Source organism: Chloroflexota bacterium (assembly GCA_014360805.1).
In the GTDB taxonomy this organism is placed as follows: domain Bacteria; phylum Chloroflexota; class Anaerolineae; order DTLA01; family DTLA01; genus DTLA01.
Genome location: JACIWU010000003.1, coordinates 1 through 17017 on the forward strand (window position 1 = coordinate 1; position 17017 = coordinate 17017).

Annotated in this window: 15 protein-coding genes; 4 read left to right on the forward strand and 11 right to left on the reverse strand. The window is 64.9% G+C overall.

Annotated features, from left to right (window positions below):
• A partial coding sequence (locus H5T65_00880; protein ID MBC7257780.1) for a DHH family phosphoesterase occupies nt 1–591 on the reverse strand: 591 nt, incomplete at its 3' end.
• Nucleotides 592–740: 149 nt separating this feature from the next.
• On the opposite strand from H5T65_00880, the gene H5T65_00885 reads away from it, so the two are divergent.
• On the forward strand, nt 741–2447 hold the full coding sequence (locus H5T65_00885) for a hypothetical protein (protein MBC7257781.1): 1707 nt from the start codon (nt 741–743) through the stop codon (nt 2445–2447).
• Here H5T65_00885 and H5T65_00890 read toward each other — a convergent pair.
• The 10 genes from H5T65_00890 to H5T65_00935 all read right to left on the reverse strand — a co-directional run bounded on the left by H5T65_00890 (nt 2391) and on the right by H5T65_00935 (nt 13791).
• A complete protein-coding gene (locus H5T65_00890) occupies nt 2391–3272 on the reverse strand; it encodes a hypothetical protein (protein MBC7257782.1) in 882 nt (293 codons plus the stop codon). The genes H5T65_00885 and H5T65_00890 overlap by 57 nt on opposite strands.
• Nucleotides 3269–4690 (reverse strand): 2-oxoacid:acceptor oxidoreductase subunit alpha, encoded by a 1422-nt coding sequence (locus H5T65_00895; protein MBC7257783.1) that lies wholly within the window; start codon nt 4688–4690, stop codon nt 3269–3271. Before H5T65_00895 ends, H5T65_00890 begins: the two co-directional genes overlap by 4 nt.
• A 326-nt stretch (nt 4691–5016) precedes the next feature.
• A complete protein-coding gene (locus H5T65_00900; GenBank protein MBC7257784.1) occupies nt 5017–6210 on the reverse strand; it encodes a 4Fe-4S binding protein in 1194 nt (397 codons plus the stop codon).
• Nucleotides 6211–6219: 9 nt separating this feature from the next.
• A complete protein-coding gene (locus H5T65_00905; protein MBC7257785.1) occupies nt 6220–7020 on the reverse strand; it encodes an electron transfer flavoprotein subunit beta/FixA family protein in 801 nt (266 codons plus the stop codon).
• A gap of 135 nt (nt 7021–7155) precedes the next feature.
• Nucleotides 7156–8376, reverse strand: a complete 1221-nt coding sequence (locus tag H5T65_00910; protein MBC7257786.1) for an acyl-CoA dehydrogenase family protein — start codon at nt 8374–8376, stop codon at nt 7156–7158.
• A gap of 248 nt (nt 8377–8624) precedes the next feature.
• The gene (gene cooS, locus H5T65_00915) at nt 8625–10622 is read right to left on the reverse strand and encodes an anaerobic carbon-monoxide dehydrogenase catalytic subunit (GenBank protein MBC7257787.1); all 1998 of its coding nucleotides are present in this window, start codon (nt 10620–10622) and stop codon (nt 8625–8627) included.
• Nucleotides 10623–10654: 32 nt separating this feature from the next.
• Nucleotides 10655–10906, reverse strand: coding sequence for a DUF2249 domain-containing protein (locus H5T65_00920; GenBank protein MBC7257788.1), 252 nt, complete (start codon nt 10904–10906; stop codon nt 10655–10657).
• An 18-nt stretch (nt 10907–10924) separates the two neighbouring features.
• Entirely contained in the window at nt 10925–11479 is a 555-nt protein-coding gene (locus H5T65_00925) for a hemerythrin domain-containing protein (protein ID MBC7257789.1), read from the reverse strand.
• Between the two features lie 230 nt (nt 11480–11709).
• Nucleotides 11710–13356: a cbb3-type cytochrome c oxidase subunit I gene (locus H5T65_00930; protein ID MBC7257790.1), complete on the reverse strand. Its 1647-nt coding sequence runs from the start codon at nt 13354–13356 to the stop codon at nt 11710–11712.
• Nucleotides 13357–13368: 12 nt separating this feature from the next.
• The gene (locus H5T65_00935; GenBank protein ID MBC7257791.1) at nt 13369–13791 is read right to left on the reverse strand and encodes a hypothetical protein; all 423 of its coding nucleotides are present in this window, start codon (nt 13789–13791) and stop codon (nt 13369–13371) included.
• A gap of 555 nt (nt 13792–14346) precedes the next feature.
• Here H5T65_00935 and H5T65_00940 point away from each other — a divergent pair.
• Genes H5T65_00940 through H5T65_00950 form a run of 3 tightly spaced genes read left to right on the forward strand, consistent with a single transcriptional unit; the run spans nt 14347 to nt 16991 of the window.
• Nucleotides 14347–15504 carry a trypsin-like peptidase domain-containing protein gene (locus H5T65_00940; protein MBC7257792.1) on the forward strand — a complete coding sequence of 386 codons (1158 nt, stop codon included), beginning with the start codon at nt 14347–14349 and terminating at the stop codon, nt 15502–15504.
• A 16-nt stretch (nt 15505–15520) separates the two neighbouring features.
• Nucleotides 15521–15862 carry a helix-turn-helix transcriptional regulator gene (locus H5T65_00945; GenBank protein MBC7257793.1) on the forward strand — a complete coding sequence of 114 codons (342 nt, stop codon included), beginning with the start codon at nt 15521–15523 and terminating at the stop codon, nt 15860–15862.
• Between the two features lie 37 nt (nt 15863–15899).
• On the forward strand, nt 15900–16991 hold the full coding sequence (locus H5T65_00950; GenBank protein MBC7257794.1) for a hypothetical protein: 1092 nt from the start codon (nt 15900–15902) through the stop codon (nt 16989–16991).
• Nucleotides 16992–17017 lie beyond the last annotated feature (26 nt).

Consider the following 17017-nt stretch of genomic DNA (forward strand, 5'->3'; position numbering starts at 1 on the left):
CTCGCTGTTCTGCAGCAATTGATCGTACAGATTGCGCTGCCGTTCGGTAAGGGGGTAGCGGAGGTAGCGGTTGACCACCTCCAGGTTTGCGCGGCGGTCCAGCAGCCAGGCGGCCGCGCGGGCGTCGCGGGCCGTCGTCGTCAGGTAGCTCAGCGAGCCGGTGTCCTCATAGATGCCGAGCAGGAGGAGCGTGGCCTCAATGGGCGAGAGGGGCACCAGCGCCTGCGACACCTGCTCCACCAGCAGCGTCGTCGTCGCGCCGGTGTCGGCCAACGAGAATACCACATCCTCGGGCAGGTCGGCGCTCCGGGGGTGGTGATCAATGATCTCCATCTTGGTATTCTTGCCCATGCCCTTCAATGTGGGAGCCGTTTGCGTATCCACGAGGATGAGGCGCGTGATGGGCCGACGAGGCAGGTCCTCGGCGTGCCAGAACGGCAACTGCTCCCAGTAGAGCGTAACGAAGTCCTGCACGTTGCGGTTGAGCCGACGCGGGAGCACGGGCGTGGCGCGCGGATACAGTTTGGACGCCGCCAGGAGCGACGCCAGCGCGTCAAAATCCGTGTTCTCGTGCGTGGCGATGATCTCCATCGCTTTCCAGTCTCCCCCATGTACGGGCAGGCAAGTCCGTCGCAAACACCCTGCCCTCGCCTCGGATTATAGCGGCAAGAACATCCGTTGACAAAGCACGAAGCCGAGGGTATAATCCGCGGCACGTTGATCGGTTCCTGGAGGTAGGCTTGCGCTTCCCGGGCAGGAAGATTCTCACGATAGTAGCGTTGCTGGCGGTGCTCCTGGGCGCGCTGGCGGGCGTGGGTCGCACCCTGGCCGAGTACCGCCGGGCGCTGCACTCGTCCGGAGTCCAGCCGACGCCGCCGCGACAGGTGCACGACACCGACGTGAACCCGTTCGGGGCCAATTTCTTCCTGGCCCGCGAGGTGGAACTGTGGAAGCGCGAGAAGACCGTCCAGATGGCAGCCGCCGCCGGCATCCACTGGGCTAAGCAGCAGTTCTCGTGGGAGGAGATTGAACCCCGCAAGGGAGACTTCCGCATTCCCGCCACTGGCGAAAGCAGTTGGGGCAAGTACGACCAGATCGTTGACCTATTCCTCCAGTATGGCATGGAGGTCATCGCCCGACTGGACCGCCCGCCCGACTGGACGCGCCAGGACAATACCCTCAAGGAGCGCCCGCCCGACAACTTCGCCGACTACGGCAACTTCGTGTACGAGTTCGTCCGCCATTTCAAGGGCCGCATCCACTACATCCAGATTTGGAACGAGCCGAACATCTACCCCGAGTGGGGCGAACGTCCGGTAGATCCGGCCGGGTACGTGGAGTTGCTCAAGATCGCCTACTTGCGGGCCAAAGAGGCCGACCCCAACATCGTCGTCCTCAGCGCGCCGCTGGCCATCACGCTGGGCGAGCCGCACCCCGAACCGGGGAAGTGGCGCTCCATGAGCGACCTCCAGTTCCTGGAGGAGATGTACCAAGCCGGGGCGAAGGACTACTTTGACATCCTGTCGGCCAACGCCTTCGGGATGAGCCTGCCGCCCGACGACCCGCCCGACCCGAACAAACTCAACTTCTCTCGCGTGGTGCTCCTGCGTCAGATTATGGAGAAGTACGGCGACAGCCGCAAGGCCGTCTGGTTCAACGAATACGGCTGGAACGCCGCGCCCGAGTCGTTCCCGCTGGGGGCGCTCATCTGGGGGCGCGTGGACGAGGAGACGCAGGCGCAGTACACGGTGCGGGGGATTGAGTTGGCCCGGCGCGAATGGCCGTGGGCCGGCGTCTTCTGCATCTGGTACTTCCGCCAGGTGGGCCAGTATCCGGCGGACGAGGCGGCCTACTACTTCCGCATGGTGGATCCCGACTTCACGCCGCGCCGCCTATACTACGCCATCAAGGAGGCCGCTGCCGCCATGCCCCCCGCCGGCCCGGGCACCCACGAGGAGACCAGCCCCGCCGTAACCCGCGACGGCCCGTGGGAACGCATCCTCGCGCCGCAGGTGAGCGGAGGGGGCTACCTAGAGGCATCGCAGGCCGGCGCATCGCTGACGTTCTCGTTCACCGGCCAGATCGTGAGCCTGGTGGTGCACAAGTCGCCCTACGCGGGGCGGCTACGGGTGGCGCTGGACGGGCGGAACGCGCCCGGCCTGCCGGTGGATGCGGAGGGGCGGTCGTACATAGACCTGCACAGCAACAGCGACATCTGGACGGAAGTGTCGGTCGTCCAGGCCGCGGGCAGCGGGCCCCACACGCTGACCCTCACGGTCGCGGAGCAAACGAATCCGGCCGCCCAGGGAGCGAAATGCGGCATTGATGCGTTCGTGGTTCGCGCCGCGCCGACGCCCGCGTTCCCCTACCTGCCGCTCGGGGGGTTCGGGCTAGCGGCCGTCCTCGCCGCGCTTGGGTTGGTGCGGGTGGGTAGGAAAGGGCGGTAGCGAGGTGGGGCGCCCCTCCCGTCGGGCGGCGCCCCAATTACCAAGCCGCGGCGACCAAAACCACCCCCCACCAAACAAACCCGCCAACTCCTCGGCGGTCATCTTCGCGGCGCGGTCTTTGGGGACGCAGAGGCCTTTGTACCGCTCCAGGAGCGCCACCGGGTCGGCCAGTTGGTTGCGGCGGCCCCATTGCGTGGGGCACGGGCTGAGGACTTCCACGAAGGCGAACCCCACGTGCTGAAACGCCTCTTTCAGCGTGCGGATGAGTGGGCGGATGTGGTACACGGACCAACGCGCCACAAACGACGCCCCCGCGCCCTCCACCAGCCTGCACAGGTCAAACGGCGGCTCCTCGTTGCCCCGCGGCGTGGTGGCCGTGATGGTGCCGATGTCGGTGGTGGGGGTTACCTGCCCGCCGGTCATGCCATAGATTTGATTGTTGGCGCAGATCACCGTCATGTGCACGTTGCGGCGGGCGGCGTGGATCAGGTGGTTGCCGCCGATAGCCGCGATGTCGCCATCGCCGCCGATGACGACGACGTGCAGGTCGGGGTTGAACAGCGCCGCGCCGGTAGCGAAGGCGATGGGCCGCCCGTGGGTGGTGTGGAGCGTGTCAGCGGCGATGTGCGGGCTGGGAATCCACCCCGCGCACCCGATGCCCGACACAAACAGCATTCGGCGCATGTCCCACCCCAGTTCGTCCACCGCCCGCAGGATCGCGCCCATCAGGATGCCGTGGCCGCACCCGGGGCACATGGTGGAGGGGAAGACCTCGGGCCGTATCAACTCCCGTATGGATGCGGTTGTCGCCGTGTTTGCGCTCATCGTAGCCACTCCTTCGCCGCGGCCCAGATTTCGCCCGGCGCAATCACTTCGCCGTCGGTCTTGCCATATCCGCGCGCGTCGGGAACCACCCGCTGGACCTCGCGGAGCATCTGCCCGCGATTCATCTCGGCCACCAGCACGCAGGCGCTTTTCGCGGCCACCGCGCGCAGGGCCTCGGCGGGGAAGGGCCACACGGTGCGCGGGCGGAACAGCCCGACCCGATACCCGGCCTCGCGGGCCATTCGCGCCGCCCCCAATGCCGACCGCGCCGTGAAGCCAAAACTCACCAGCAGCAGGTCAAGACCGTCGTCGTCGCAAAGGTACGTCTCGCTTGCCAGAATCTCGTCCAGGCTGTCCGTGATCTTGGTGCAGAGCCGCGCCGTCAGTTCGGCCTGCACTTTGGCGCTGGACGTGCGGCGGTAGCCCCACTCATCGTGCGTGGAGCCGGTAACCAGCAGGCGATGTCCCTCGCCGAAGACGGGCATGGGCGGAACCGGCCGCCCGCCGAAGGGCGGCTCGCGGTCCGATGGGCCGATGCGGTTGAAAATGCGAACGTCCGGCGGGATGGTCAGGTTCTCGCGCAGGTGGCCCACGCCCTCGTCGGTCAGGAGAACCACCGGCACGCGGAAGCGTTCGGCCAGGTTGAAGGCGCGGATGGTCTCCGTGTACATCTCGCCGACGGACCACGGCGACAGGACGATGATCTCGTAGTCGCCGTGAGCGCCCCAACGGACCTGCATGTAGTCGCCCTGGCCGGGGCGCGTGGCCTGGCCGGTGCTGGGGCCGGCGCGCTGCACGTCCACGATGACCAGCGGCGTCTCGGTGATGATGGCGTAGCCCAGGTTCTCCACCATCAGGCTGATGCCCGGCCCGCTGGTGGCCGTCATGGCCTTCGCGCCCGCCCACGCCGCGCCGATGCACGACGCGATGGACGCGATCTCGTCTTCCATCTGCGCAAAGACGCGCTTGCCGGGCAGTTCCGCAAACCGCGCGCAGATGCGCTCCATGATCTCGCTGGCGGGCGTGATGGGGTAGCCGGCGTAGAAGTTGCACCCCGCCGCGATGGCCCCCTCGGCGCAGGCTTCGTCGCCCTGCAGGAAGTACCGGCCCGCAGGCAGGGGCGACGCGACCGTGGTCCATCCGGCAGGCAGAGGGCGCGGCGCCGGGCCTGGCGCGGGTTCCACACGAGCCTCGGCGGCCGGAGTTTCTGCCCCTTCGCCCAACACGGATATGGCCAGGTCGGGGCACAGCAGTTCGCATTGGCGGCACACGGTGCAATCGTCGGGGCGCGCCGCGACAACGGGGTGAATCCCGTGGTCAAACGATTCCTGATCCACTTCCAACACGTGGCGGGGGCACACGCTGACGCAGATGTAGCACCCCTTGCACCACTCGCGGTTGATGACGATTTCAGGCATGTTCTCTAGTCCTGCACCGCACACTATCTTTGTAGTCTGTAGTTTTCAACCAACAACACACCGTAGAGGCGCAGACTCTAGGCTATTCTCATCGTTCTGCGGGTCTCTGCGGTGAGCAAAGCGGCCGCCATGCGCCCGCGAACCTCACCCCCTCAGTCCCCCTCTACGCCCGCGGAGCCGGGGGTGAGGTGCAGTCCCCGTAGAGCAAATTGCCAATTTGCTCTACATATCTTTGTAGTCTGTAGTTTTCAACCAACAACACACCGTAGAGGCGCAGAGGGAACGAATATCCGTATCCCTCTGCGCCCTCGGTGGGGAAATCTCGGCTACTTGCGCAGGCGCTTGCGTAGTTCCTCCGCCAGCGCCGGCACCACCTGGAACAGGTCGCCCACGATGCCGTAGTTGGCCACCTTGAAGATGGGCGCCTCGGGGTCTTTGTTGATGGCCACGATGATCTTGGACGTGCCCATTCCGGCCAGGTGCTGGATGGCGCCGGAGATGCCGCACGCGATGTACAGGTCGGGGCGGACGGTGCGGCCGGTCTGGCCCACCTGGTGCGCGTAGGGAATCCAGCCGGCGTCCACGGCCGCGCGCGAGGAGCCGACGGCCCCGCCGAGCACCTCGGCCAACTCGCGGAGCGGCTTGAACCCCTCCGGCCCGCGCACGCCCCGTCCGCCCGACACGATGATCTTGGCATCGGCCAGGTTGACCTCGCCCTCCTCCACGATGAAGTCCACCACCTTGGCGGCGATCTGGTCTTCGGTCATCACCGGCGGGACTTTCACAATCTGGCCCTGGCGGCTGGAATCCGGCTCGGGCATCTCAAACACGCGATGGCGCACCGTGGCCATCTGCGGGCGGTAGTTGGGGCAGATGATGGTCGCCATGATGTTGCCGCCGAAGGCCGGGCGGGTCTGGCGCAGGAGTTTCGTCTCCGGGTCAATGTCCAGCCCCGTGCAGTCCGCCGTCAGGCCGGTGTGGACTTCGGTGGCCACGGCGCCGGCCAAATCTCGGCCACGGGCGCTGGCCCCCAGCAGGAAGATTTCCGGCTTGTACTGCCGCACCAGGTGCACCAGTTGCTTGGCGTAGGGCGCGGTACGGTACACGCCCAGCGACGGGTCGTCCACCAGGAAGACGCGGTCTGCGCCGTAGTAAATGGCCTGCTGCGCGATGCCCTCCACGTTGTGGCCCAGGACGCAGGCCGTGAGAGTGGTGCCCAGGCTGTCGGCGATCTTGCGACCCTGGCCCATCATCTCCCAGGAGATGCTGCACGCCTCGCCTCGGAACTGCTCCACCCAGACCCAGACGCCCTGGTACGCGCTGATGTCCTCTTCGCCCTTGCCCCGCTCGGGCAGGCTCAACGCCTCCACGGGGCAGACCTCCAGGCACGCGCCGCAGGCGGTGCACTTGTCGTCCACCGCCGCCTTGTCGTTCTCCATGCGCAGCGCGCCGAAGGGACAGGCCGCCACGCACGCCCCGCAGCCAATGCACGCTTCGGTGTCAATGATCAAGAGCGCCATGGCAGCCTCCTATATCACTTTCTCTTGAAGCAGCAGGTCGGCCAGTTTCGCGGCCTGCTCTTGGGGCGATTCGCCCTCAATCATCACGATTTGCCCGCTGCGGGGCGGCGGGTTGAACACGCGCACCACCTGCGTCGGCGAGCCTTTCAGCCCCAGCAGGTCCGGCTTGGCATCGGGCAGGTCCGCTGCCGTCCAGACGGGAATCTCCGCCCGCGTTGCCCGTCGGATGCCCATGATGGTGGGGTAGCGCGGCTGGTTGATGTCCTTGACGACCGTCAGCAGGGCGGGCAGGCGCGTCTCCACCACCTCGCGGCCCTCCTCCAGAAGCCGCTCTACCTTGATTCGCTTCGCCTGGAAGTCAATCTCCTGAATCTTGAAGACATACGTGAGTTGCTCAATGTCCAGTTGGCGGGCGATGCCCGGGCCGACCTGGCCGGTGTCGCCGTCAATGGCCTGCTTGCCGCACAGGATCACATCAAAGTCGCCGATCTTGCGGATGGCATTGGCCAGGGTGTAGGCGGTGGCCCAGGTGTCCGAGCCGGCGAAGGCGCGATCGCTGAGAAGGATGGCCTCGTCCGCGCCCATGGCGATGGCCTCCTTCAGCGCCTCTTTGGCCTGCGGCGGGCCCATGGAGATGACCGTTACCTTGCCCCCGAATTTCTCGCGCAGGCGCAGGGCCTCCTCAATGGCATAGGTATCAAAGGGGTTCACGATGCTGGGGACGCCCTCGCGGATGAGGGTCCCCGTCTCCGGATTCACCTTGACATCCGTCGTGTCAGGCACCTGTTTGATGCAGACAATGGCGTGCACGTTGACCTCCTCTGCTGATGATGAACTGCTTGCCGAAGCATTTAGCCATCAGCCTTTAGCCGTCAGCCATCAGCACACCCCGCTGACCGCTGTCGGCTGATCGCTGATTGCTGATTGCTGTCGGCTGACCGCTCCTTACGCTTCCCGCTGCCACTCCTCGGGGTCGTAGGCGGGCAGTTCGCACCGAAGCGGCTTATCGCTGCGGTATCCCAGGGCGTACTGCGCCTGCATGAGTTGCTGAATCTCCTTGGAGCCTTCGTAGATGACCGCACCCTTGGAGTTGCGCAGATACCGTTCTACATCGTACTCGTCGGAATAGCCGTAGGCTCCGTGGACTTCCACGGCGTCGTCGGCGCACTCAAAGGACGACTGCGTCGCGAACCACTTGGCCAGGCCCGTCTCGCGGGTGTTGCGGATGCCCTGGTTCTTGAGCCAGCCTGCGCGCAGGTACAGCAGGCGCGCCGCCTCGTACTTCAGCACCATGTTGGCGATCATCTGCTGGACGAGTTGGTGCTGGCCGATGGGGACGCCGAAGGTCTGGCGCTCGTTGGCGTACTTCACGGATGCCTCTAGGCAGGCGCGGATGAGGCCCGTTGCCCCCGCCGCCACCGTGTAGCGGCCGTTGTCCAGGCACGACATGGCGATCTTGAACCCCTCGCCCTCCAGCCCCAGCATGTTCTCGGCGGGCACGGGGACGTCGGTCATGGAGATGAAGCCGGTGTTGCCCGCGCGGACGCCCAGTTTGCCGTGGATGGTGCCGGTCTCCAGGCCCGGCCAGCCGCGCTCCACGATGAACGCCGACATGCCGCTGTGGTCGCGCGCCTTCTTCTTCTCCATGTCCGTCCACGCGAAGATGAGGAAGTGGTCGGCCACGTCCGCCAGCGAAATCCACATCTTCTCGCCGTTGAGAATCCAGTGGTCGCCGTCGCGGCGGGCGGTGGACTGGATGCCCACCACATCGGAACCTGCTGCCGGCTCCGTGAGGCCGTAGGTGGCGATCTTCTGCCCCATGGCCTGCGGGACCAGGTACTTCTGCTTCTGCTCCTCCGTGCCCCACTGGAGCAGGCCCAGGCTATTCAGGCCGACGTGCACCGACATGATCACCCGCGCCGAGGTATCTACTCGCTCCAGTTCCTCGCACGTCAGGCCCAGGGAGATGTAGTCCATCCCCGCGCCACCATAGCGCACCGGGATGCAGATGCCGAGGATGCCCTGCGCGGCCATCTTGGGCAGGATGCTGCGGTCAAAGGTGTGCTTGCGGTCGTTCTCCTTGACCGTGGGCGCGATCTCGCGTTCGGCGAACTCGCGCACCATCTTCTGCACCATGAGGTGCTCTTCCGACAGGGTAAAATCCATGTCCCCCTCCTCGCTAGTCTTTCGGCGCCCCGGTCGGCCCGGAAAACGAAAGGCGAAGCCGTTGCCGACAGGGAACGCCACAACCTTCCTGTCGGCGCACATGCTTCGCCCGGATTGGACTGCGCCTTCGCACGTCTGAGACCTCCGTGGGCTCCGACTCTTCTTGCGCCCATTATATCACGATGCGCAAAAGGCCACAAGCCAGGCCCGCCGGAGGGGATGGTTACGGGCCAATCGGACCCGCGGAATCAAGCGGGTTGGGCCACCTCCACACTCGCGAGGCTGTAGGGGCTGACCGGCGCGCCTGTCTCCCGCGCCCGCAGCCAGCGCAACATCATCGCGTCGCCGCTGGCCCCGAAGCGGTGCGGGTCGTAGCGGGCCAGGCCCAGCGCGGCGCGCTTGGCGTCTATGTGCGCTAGCGACCGCGCGACAATCTCTTCGGGATCGCGCACGAATTCCAACTTGCCGCCGACGCGCTGCTCCCACCCCTGGCTGATGAACTCGGTTACGACGGGGCTGGCCTCCACAGGGTTGTCGCCTCCGAACAGCGTGTACACACCCGAAGCGACCAAGTATGCCCCGATGGACACCGCTTTCTCGCTCATCCATTCGGGCGCGATGCCCACGCCGGGGATGTCGCTGATGTCTTCGCCCAGCCCGCCCTCGGTCGCCATCTGCGACAACACCGTGAGGATGCGCGAATTGTCCACGCACGACCCCATGTGGAGCACGGGCGGGATTCCCAGCGCCTCGCAGACCTCACGTAGCCCCGCGCCAACCTCATTGAACGCCTGTTCCGGCGACAGCAGCCCGTACTTCGCCGCCGAAATCGCCCCGCATCCGGTTTGCACCACCAGCACGTCATTGCGGATGAACTCGCGGACGATGTACTCGTGCGCCGCATCATGCGCGCTGGCGCGGGGGTTGTTGCACCCCGCCACGCCCGCCACACCCCGAATGCGGCCCTGCACGATCGCCTCGTTGAGCGGGCGAAACGACCCCCGATACACGCCGCCCATCATATAGTTCAGGTACTCATGGGAGAACCCGGCCACCAGGTTGCTCTTGAACTGCGGAATGCGGGTCTCGCCGCGATTGGGGTAGTTGTCAATCGCCATGCGCACCAGGTCTTTGGCGATGGCCAAGGCGCGCCGCTCGTCCATCTCCACGTGGAGCGCGCCGTGGATTTTCACCTTGGGCGAGGTGGTTACGAGTTTGGTGTGGAACCGCTGGGACAGCGGGGCCAGCGCCTCCATGATGCATTGCACATCCACCACCATCATCTCCACCGCGCCGGTGAGGATGGCAAGTTCCTGGCTGAGGAAGTTGCCCGCCGTGCCCACGCCCTGCCGCATGAGAACCTCGTTGGCCGTGCAGCAGATGCCCGTCAGGTTGATACCCGTCGCGCCCTTGGATTGGGCGTAGGCGATGAGTTCGGGATCCTGGGATGCCGCGACGATCATCTCCGACAGCGTCGGCTCGTGGCCGTGGACAACGATGTTGACGGTGTCCTTGCCCAGGATGCCCAGGTTGGCCTGGGATTGCAAAGGCGCGGGCGTGCCGAACAGGATGTCGGTGATGTCGGTGGCCAGCATGGAGCCGCTCCAGCCGTCGGCCAGGGCGCAGCGCAGGCCGGCCATGAGGATGTGCTCGTGGTCCTGGTCGTCGCCGATGTGGGTGCGGTGGAGCAAATCCACCACCTCGCGGTCAATGCCGCGTGGCGCGATGCCCAGATTGCGCCAGATTTCCTGGCGCGGCTTGGGGGCGCGGCGCAGGTAGGCGGCCTCCTTGCGTTGCGACGTGAACTGCTCCATGGCCTTGAGCGCCACGTCGCGGGCCACCTCCATCGTGCCTCGCTTCTCGGTGGCCACGCCCAAGAAACGCGCCACCTCGCGCAGTTTTCGCTCGTCGCGGATTCGGTAGTCGGGCGCTTCGCCTTCGGCGGCGGCCAGCAGGGTGAACACCAGGTCGCGCCCGTGATCGGAGTGGGCCGCTGCGCCTACCGCGATCATGCGGGCGAAGTTGCGTGAGGTAACGGTCTCTATCGTGGCCCCGCAGATGCCCGTCTGGCCGGGCTTCACCAGGCGGCACGGGCCCATGTGGCAATGCTTGCAGCACGCGCCGATGTGCCCGATGGGGCAGGGCTTCATCGCCTCGGCGCGGCTGAATGCCGTGGAGACGCCCTCCTGCTCGGCGTACTCCAGCAGGGTACACACCGCAGGGTCAATACTCTTTGTCGTTGCCATTGGCTCTCCTCTCCGTTGCTGTGCGGTCGCGCTCACTCGGGCTTGCCGATACGCACGCGCCAGATGTCCGGCCCCTGCTCCAGGTACTCCCAGGTGAACTGGCCTGGCCGCTCGTACAGAAAGGCGTAGTGGAGCGGCTTGGGGTCGTGATCGTTCACCAAAACGAACGCCTCGCCGGGTCGCAGGCCGTCAAACGTGGCGTCAATCAGCGGGTGGCGCTCTGGTGGTGGCACCGCGCGGATGTCCAGTTCGCTGGTGATGAATGGGCGCGTTCTCTGCTCCATAGACTCCGCCCTCCCGGACTACTGCAGGTATATTCCGCTCAGCCGGTCCAGCATGTGGTGATACTCCTCATGCTTGCCCGGGCCGATGCGCTCCATCTCCACGCGATCAAACCCTTCCAGCAGGCAGGCCTGCTGCTCGTCCGAGAGGTGCATGTCGGCGATGACGTACAGGATGTTGTCTTCCTTGTCAATGTGCTGGGTGAGCAGGCCGATATAGTTGGAAGCGTTCTGCGCGAAGCGGCGTGCCGCCGCGGGGTCGCCGGCTTTGTACGCGGGCAGCGCGTCGGCCATCGCCCGCACGTAGGAGCGCCCCTGGTCATGCTCGGCCAGCATCACCGCGATGGGGCCGCCCTCCTTGGGGACGCCTGCCTTCTCCATCTCCCCGAACAGCAGGTCTTCCTCCTTGCCGTGATGGCAGCGGTCGGCGAAGGTGCGGATGAAGTCCACCATCTGCTCCATGTGCTCCGGCGGAACCGACTCCCCCACCTGGAGTTTGTCGGCAATCCTGCCCAGGATGCGCAGCCCCACCTTGATGCCCTGATGCTCCTCTTTGAGAACCTCCGTCGGTCTCATCTTCGCGCCTCCGATTTGCAACGGGCCGATGCCCGATTGTCAGGTTTCTTGTACATCCAGTATAAACCAGGGGCGCGCTCCTGTATGTGACTTTGGTCGCGTGGGCGCAAGAACCGTGCGGCGCACTTCCGAGGTGCGCCGCACGGTTCGCGCTCTGGAATGCTGAAGCGTGGCGTTGGCATTTGGAATGCTGAAGCGTGGCTTCAGCATTCCAAGTCTTCGCGGTTGGGCTACGCCTCCGCCGGAGCCAAAGCCGGTTTGCGCTCCAGCCACCGCTCCGGCACCACCAGGCTCAGCACGTTCTTCCACCCCAGCGTGGCGATGATGTTGATGAGGAAGGCGACAAAGCCCACTGCAATGAGGATGCCGCCGATGACGGCCAGAATCTCGTTCGTCTGGTACTGGCTGCCTTCGGGGTACAGCGTTCGGCGCAACATGCCCCTCGCCCCCGCCATGCCCATCACGTAGGCCATCCCTACCGAGCCGATCATCCACAGCCAGAAGTGGGCGTCCACGAGGCGTTTGCTCTTGATCTCCAGGTTCGTCAGCATGGGGATCAGCGCGTACACCACGGCGAACAAGAGCATTGCCAGTCCGGTCAGCAGGAAGGTATGCGCGTGGAGCGACACGACCCACTGGGTGTTGTGGAACACCACGTTCAGCCCCACGTTGGCCTGGATGAGGCCCGCCGCGCCGCCCATGATGAACCCGAACATGGAGCCGAGCACGAACTTCAGCGGCGGCGAGAACTTCACGGGCCGCGCCAGCCAGATGGTCATCAGCGTGGCGAACAGCGTCAGGCCCATGGTGAAAAACTCGCCCCACGTGATGAACTGCCCCGAAATGAGCCGCATCCACAGCGGCTGGCTCTGATCGCCCAGCAGGTGGTGGCTCCATACGCCCAGGGACACGAGCAAGTCCACCATGATGACCGTCTTCACCACGTTCTCGCCGAACAGTTTGCGGCCCACCAGCAGCGGCACCAGCAGGTACCACACCCCCGCCGTGTACATGAGCACGTTGCCGTCGGCCACCATGTCCAGCCCCCACCAGAACCAGTTCTTGTAGATGAGCGGGTCAATGGCGGCGGGGTTCAGCGGCGACTTCACAAGCGCCGCGATGCCATAGACCAAAATCAACGCCCCCGCCGTGAGGAGCACGATGGCGTTGATGACGGTGTCAATGGAGCCGCGCGCCACCGCCACGATGAACACGGGCAGCCCGTTGTAGTCCAGGTTGGGCGCGGCCTTGTCCTCTTTGCCCAGGCGCTTCATCAGCCGCGAGATGCCGAACGCCGCCCGCAGAAACGCGCCGAAACTGTACGAGCCTGGGTTGCTCTTGCTCAGCACGGTGCTGAAGGTGTTGAACGAGAACAGCAGGATGTTGACCATGATGATGGCCGCGCCGACGGTGAAGGCGATGCTCCCGATGAGCGGCACGCGGTCATAGGACACGGGCAGCGGCCAGTAGAGCGTGTACAGCGAATTGAACAGCCCGAAGAACCCCGCGCCCCAGCAAATCATCACGCCGACAATCTGCGCCCAGAAGTTGAAGACCAGCAGTTTCTTGTGGCGAACTTCTTTGCCGAGGAGATAAGGAACCAGGAAGTAAAACGCGCCGAACACCAGCATGTAGGCGAAGCCGTAGATGCCGACGATGGGGTGCGCCGTGAGCATCGCGTAGAACAATTCCGCCGAGGACACCTCGCGCCCCACGGGCCGCAGCGCCATCAGCGCCTCCTCCATGCCCCGGAGCGCGCCGGGCGCCGCCAGTTGGGTACGCATGAGCATTCCCTCAAACCCCGACAGCGCCAGGAACAGCAGCCCCACCACCGCGAACCGCAGCATCCACTTCGTTTGCCAAGTGAGTTTCGCCATCTCACACCTCCCCTATGGCACTACGCGAATGGCATTCGGGAAGTACATCTCCGAATGGCGCGGGCCTGAGTATTCGGTGGAACGCACATCGTACACGCCAGGGGTGTCAAACTTCCACGTAATCTTGTTCTCGTAGCCCGGCAGGACCTGCATCTGGAAGACCATCGTCCCATCGGGACGGAACACCCCGAAGCCGTAGGTTACGTCCTTGGACGTGGCGACAAACTGCACGAACTCATTGACCTTGACCTGCACGCCGCCCTGGGGAAACCGAATCTGGTAGTCTTCAAACTCCAGCGGAACGATTCGGTCGGGCGTGGGGCGAGACCACAGGAGCCACCGTTGCCAGGGAACCAAAGGCGAGAGTGTGATGGCGTTGACGAGCAGGAACACGCCCACGAGGACGAACAACCAGTTCCGTTCCCGTTTGTCCATCTCAATCTCCTTTCTCCCTCACTTTCCAGGCGAAGAGCAGCATGAAGAGGATCGCCAGAACCAGGAATGCCGTGTAAGCCCACCAGATGACATCCGTTGCGTACATAGCCCCCTCCTTGTGGTTTTTGCAGCACGCGGGTCTGCGAGGATAAGGCGGAGACTTCCGCCCTCATACGAAAATTCTAGCATCGCTGCAAGGCCACGTCTGTAACTTTTGTCGCAAATCGCGGCATGGCGCGGCCCGCAATATCCCGCTCCCATGCAGGCGACATGCGGATTGTCGGTAGGTCTTGCAGTAACGCTGTAAGATTTCCTCACAATAGCGCATTAAAATATTGACAGCCGCTCGCAATCCGTGCTATAATGTGCGCAGAGATCCTTCAACCCTGGCGCCTCATCTGGTCAACGCACGCGGCACCTCGGCACCGTTTGGTCGGAGAAAGGCGGGTGCTGTGGAATCCTGTCCTTCGGCAAGCATCTGTCGCACAATCGGATTGTCCCCACCCGCCTCTGCCAACGCGTGGGGAAATGCAATGTTCAAGGAGCAGAGCACAAATGAAAGCGCGGTTTGACGTACGCAAGTCCTGGGTCTTTTTCGCGGCGGTGTTGCTCCTTCTCCTGGGCTGCGGCTTCACAGGAGATGGCACATCCACGTCGCCGAGGGCCACGCCGCAACCCACGGCGCTCCCCGTGGTCGTCGCCACGGCCACGCCGCTCCCCCAGCAGGACTACGAGTCGCTGGAACTGGAGGAGCGCCTGCTGGTGAACCTGGTCCAGCGCGTCGGTCCCTCGGTGGTGCACATTCAGATCACGACGGCCACCGGCTCGGGCTCGGGTTCGGGCTTCTTCTACGACCGCGAAGGGCACATCGTTACGAACAACCACGTGGTGGAAGACGCCGAGACCATTCGGGTTGTGCTGGCCGACGGGTCCCAGGTCGCGGCCGAGGTCGTGGGCACCGACCCCGACGCGGACCTGGCCGTGATCCGCGTGGACGCGCCGGCCGACCTGATCGTGCCGGCCGAACTGGGCGACTCCAGCAAGGTTCAGGTGGGCCAGTGGGCCGTCGCCATCGGCAACCCGTTTGGCCTGGAACGCACGGTAACGCGCGGCATCATCAGCGCGCTGGGGCGGGTCTTCCCGCAGGAGAGCGGGTTCTCCATCGCCAACCTCATCCAGACCGACGCCGCCATCAATCCAGGCAACTCCGGCGGGCCACTGCTGGACTTGCGGGGCCGCGTCATCGGCGTCAACACCATGATCGTGTCGGAGACCGGCGCGTCGGCGGGGCTGGGGTTTGCCATCCCCGTGAACATCGTCAAGAAGGTGGCGCCCGCCCTCATCAAAGACGGCTTCTACGCGCACCCGTGGCTGGGCATCCAGGGCTACACCATCACGCCCGAACTGGTGGAGGCTCTGGCCCTGCCCGTGGAGCGCGGCGCGCTGGTGGGCCAGGTAACGGCCGGCGGCCCTGCCGATAAGGCCGGGCTGCGAGGCGGGCGGCGCACCGTGCGGGTGCCCGGCTACTTGGAGCCGGTCCAGGCCGGCGGCGACATCATCGTGGGCATAGACGGCAATCGGGTAACCGGCATGGACTCGCTCATCAGTTACCTGGACTTCACCGAGGCCGGCCAGGTTGTCGTGCTGGATGTGATTCGCGGCACAGAGCGGCTGTCCATTCGGGTTACCCTGGGCCAGCGCCCGCGCAGGTAACCGTGGGAGGAGATCCGTGACCGGCAATCCTTCGCCGCAGGAACCCTGCTACGTCATCAGTGTGGCGGCAAAGTTGGTGGGTGTTCATCCCCAGACCCTTCGCTACTACGAGAGTCTGGGGTTGATCAAGCCATGCCGGTCGCCGGGGAACAGGCGGCTGTACTCGCCCCGCGACATTGAACGATTGCGGCAAATCCAGCGTCTTACGGATGAGTTGGGCGTCAACCTGGCGGGGGTGGAGGCCATCTTGTCGCTCATGGATCAAGTCGCGCAGATGAAAGCGGAGATGGAAGCCCTACAGGCGCGCTTTGAACGCGAAGTTGCCTTGCTGAAGAGCAAGTTGCAGGGTAGCGAGTAGGCGGCAAGAAATCGGATCATGCAAACAGGAGGACAGTATGTTTGACGAAAAGGACGTTCGCGAACTGGCGGCTTTTCACGCAGATGGAGCCACGGTGTTGAGCCTGTACCTGAGCACAGATCCTTCCCGCCATCTCAAGGACGAAGCGAAGTTGAGCCTGCGCGGAATGTTGAAGCAGGCGATCGCGCTGGGCGCGGCCCAGTCCGACGCGGACCGCATGGAGCGTTTCGTGGACTTGGAATACGATTGGAAGGCCAAGGGGTTGGCCATGTTCTCGTGCCAGGAGGAGGGTTTCTGGCGGGCCCTTCCGGTCAGCGTGCCGGTCAGCAACCACGTCTTCGTGGCCGACCGACCGTATGTGAAGCCGCTGAGCGACATGCTGGACGAATACGGCAAGTTCGCCGTGGCGCTGGTGGACCAGGAAGGAACCCGCGTGATCCTGTACCATCTCGGCATGGTGGAAGACACCGCGGGGACATTCGGCACGGAGTTGAAGCGCCACAAGAAGGGCGGCTGGGCGGCCCAGCGGTTGCAGCGCCGCCAGGATGAGAAAGCCCACCAGAATCTGAAAGAGGCCGCGTCGCTCGTCAAAGACTTCTGCAACAGGCACCAGTGCAAGCGGCTCATCGTGGGCGGGCAGGACGAGACGGTGTCAAAGTTTCTGACCATGCTGCCCAAGGCATTGCGCGATAGTGTGATCGGCACCATGTCCATAGACATCACGGCGTCGGAAAGCGAGGCGCTGGAGCGGGCGCAAGATTTGCTGGAGGAGGCAGAGCGCGCTCGCGAAGCCGAACTCGTCCAGCAGGTGGTTACCGCGGCGACCAAAGGCGGGCCGGGTGCTATCGGCCTGGCCGACACGCTGACCGCGCTCCAGGAGGAGCGGGTGCATATCCTCGTGGTGGAAGAGGGCTTCCAGGCCACCGCGTTCCGATGCGACCACTGCGGCTACATCGGCGCCCAAGATACGGGAAAATGCGTCTATTGCGGAGGCCCCATGGTTCTCATCAAGGACGCGGTGGATGCCATCGTCCGCCGCGCCATCCAGCGGGGCGTGGAGGTGGAATTCGTGCAGGGGAACGACGCCCTGACGCGCGCAGGCCAGATCGGCGCGCTCTTGCGGTATTAGCCCCTGCACCCAGGGCCGGCACGCGC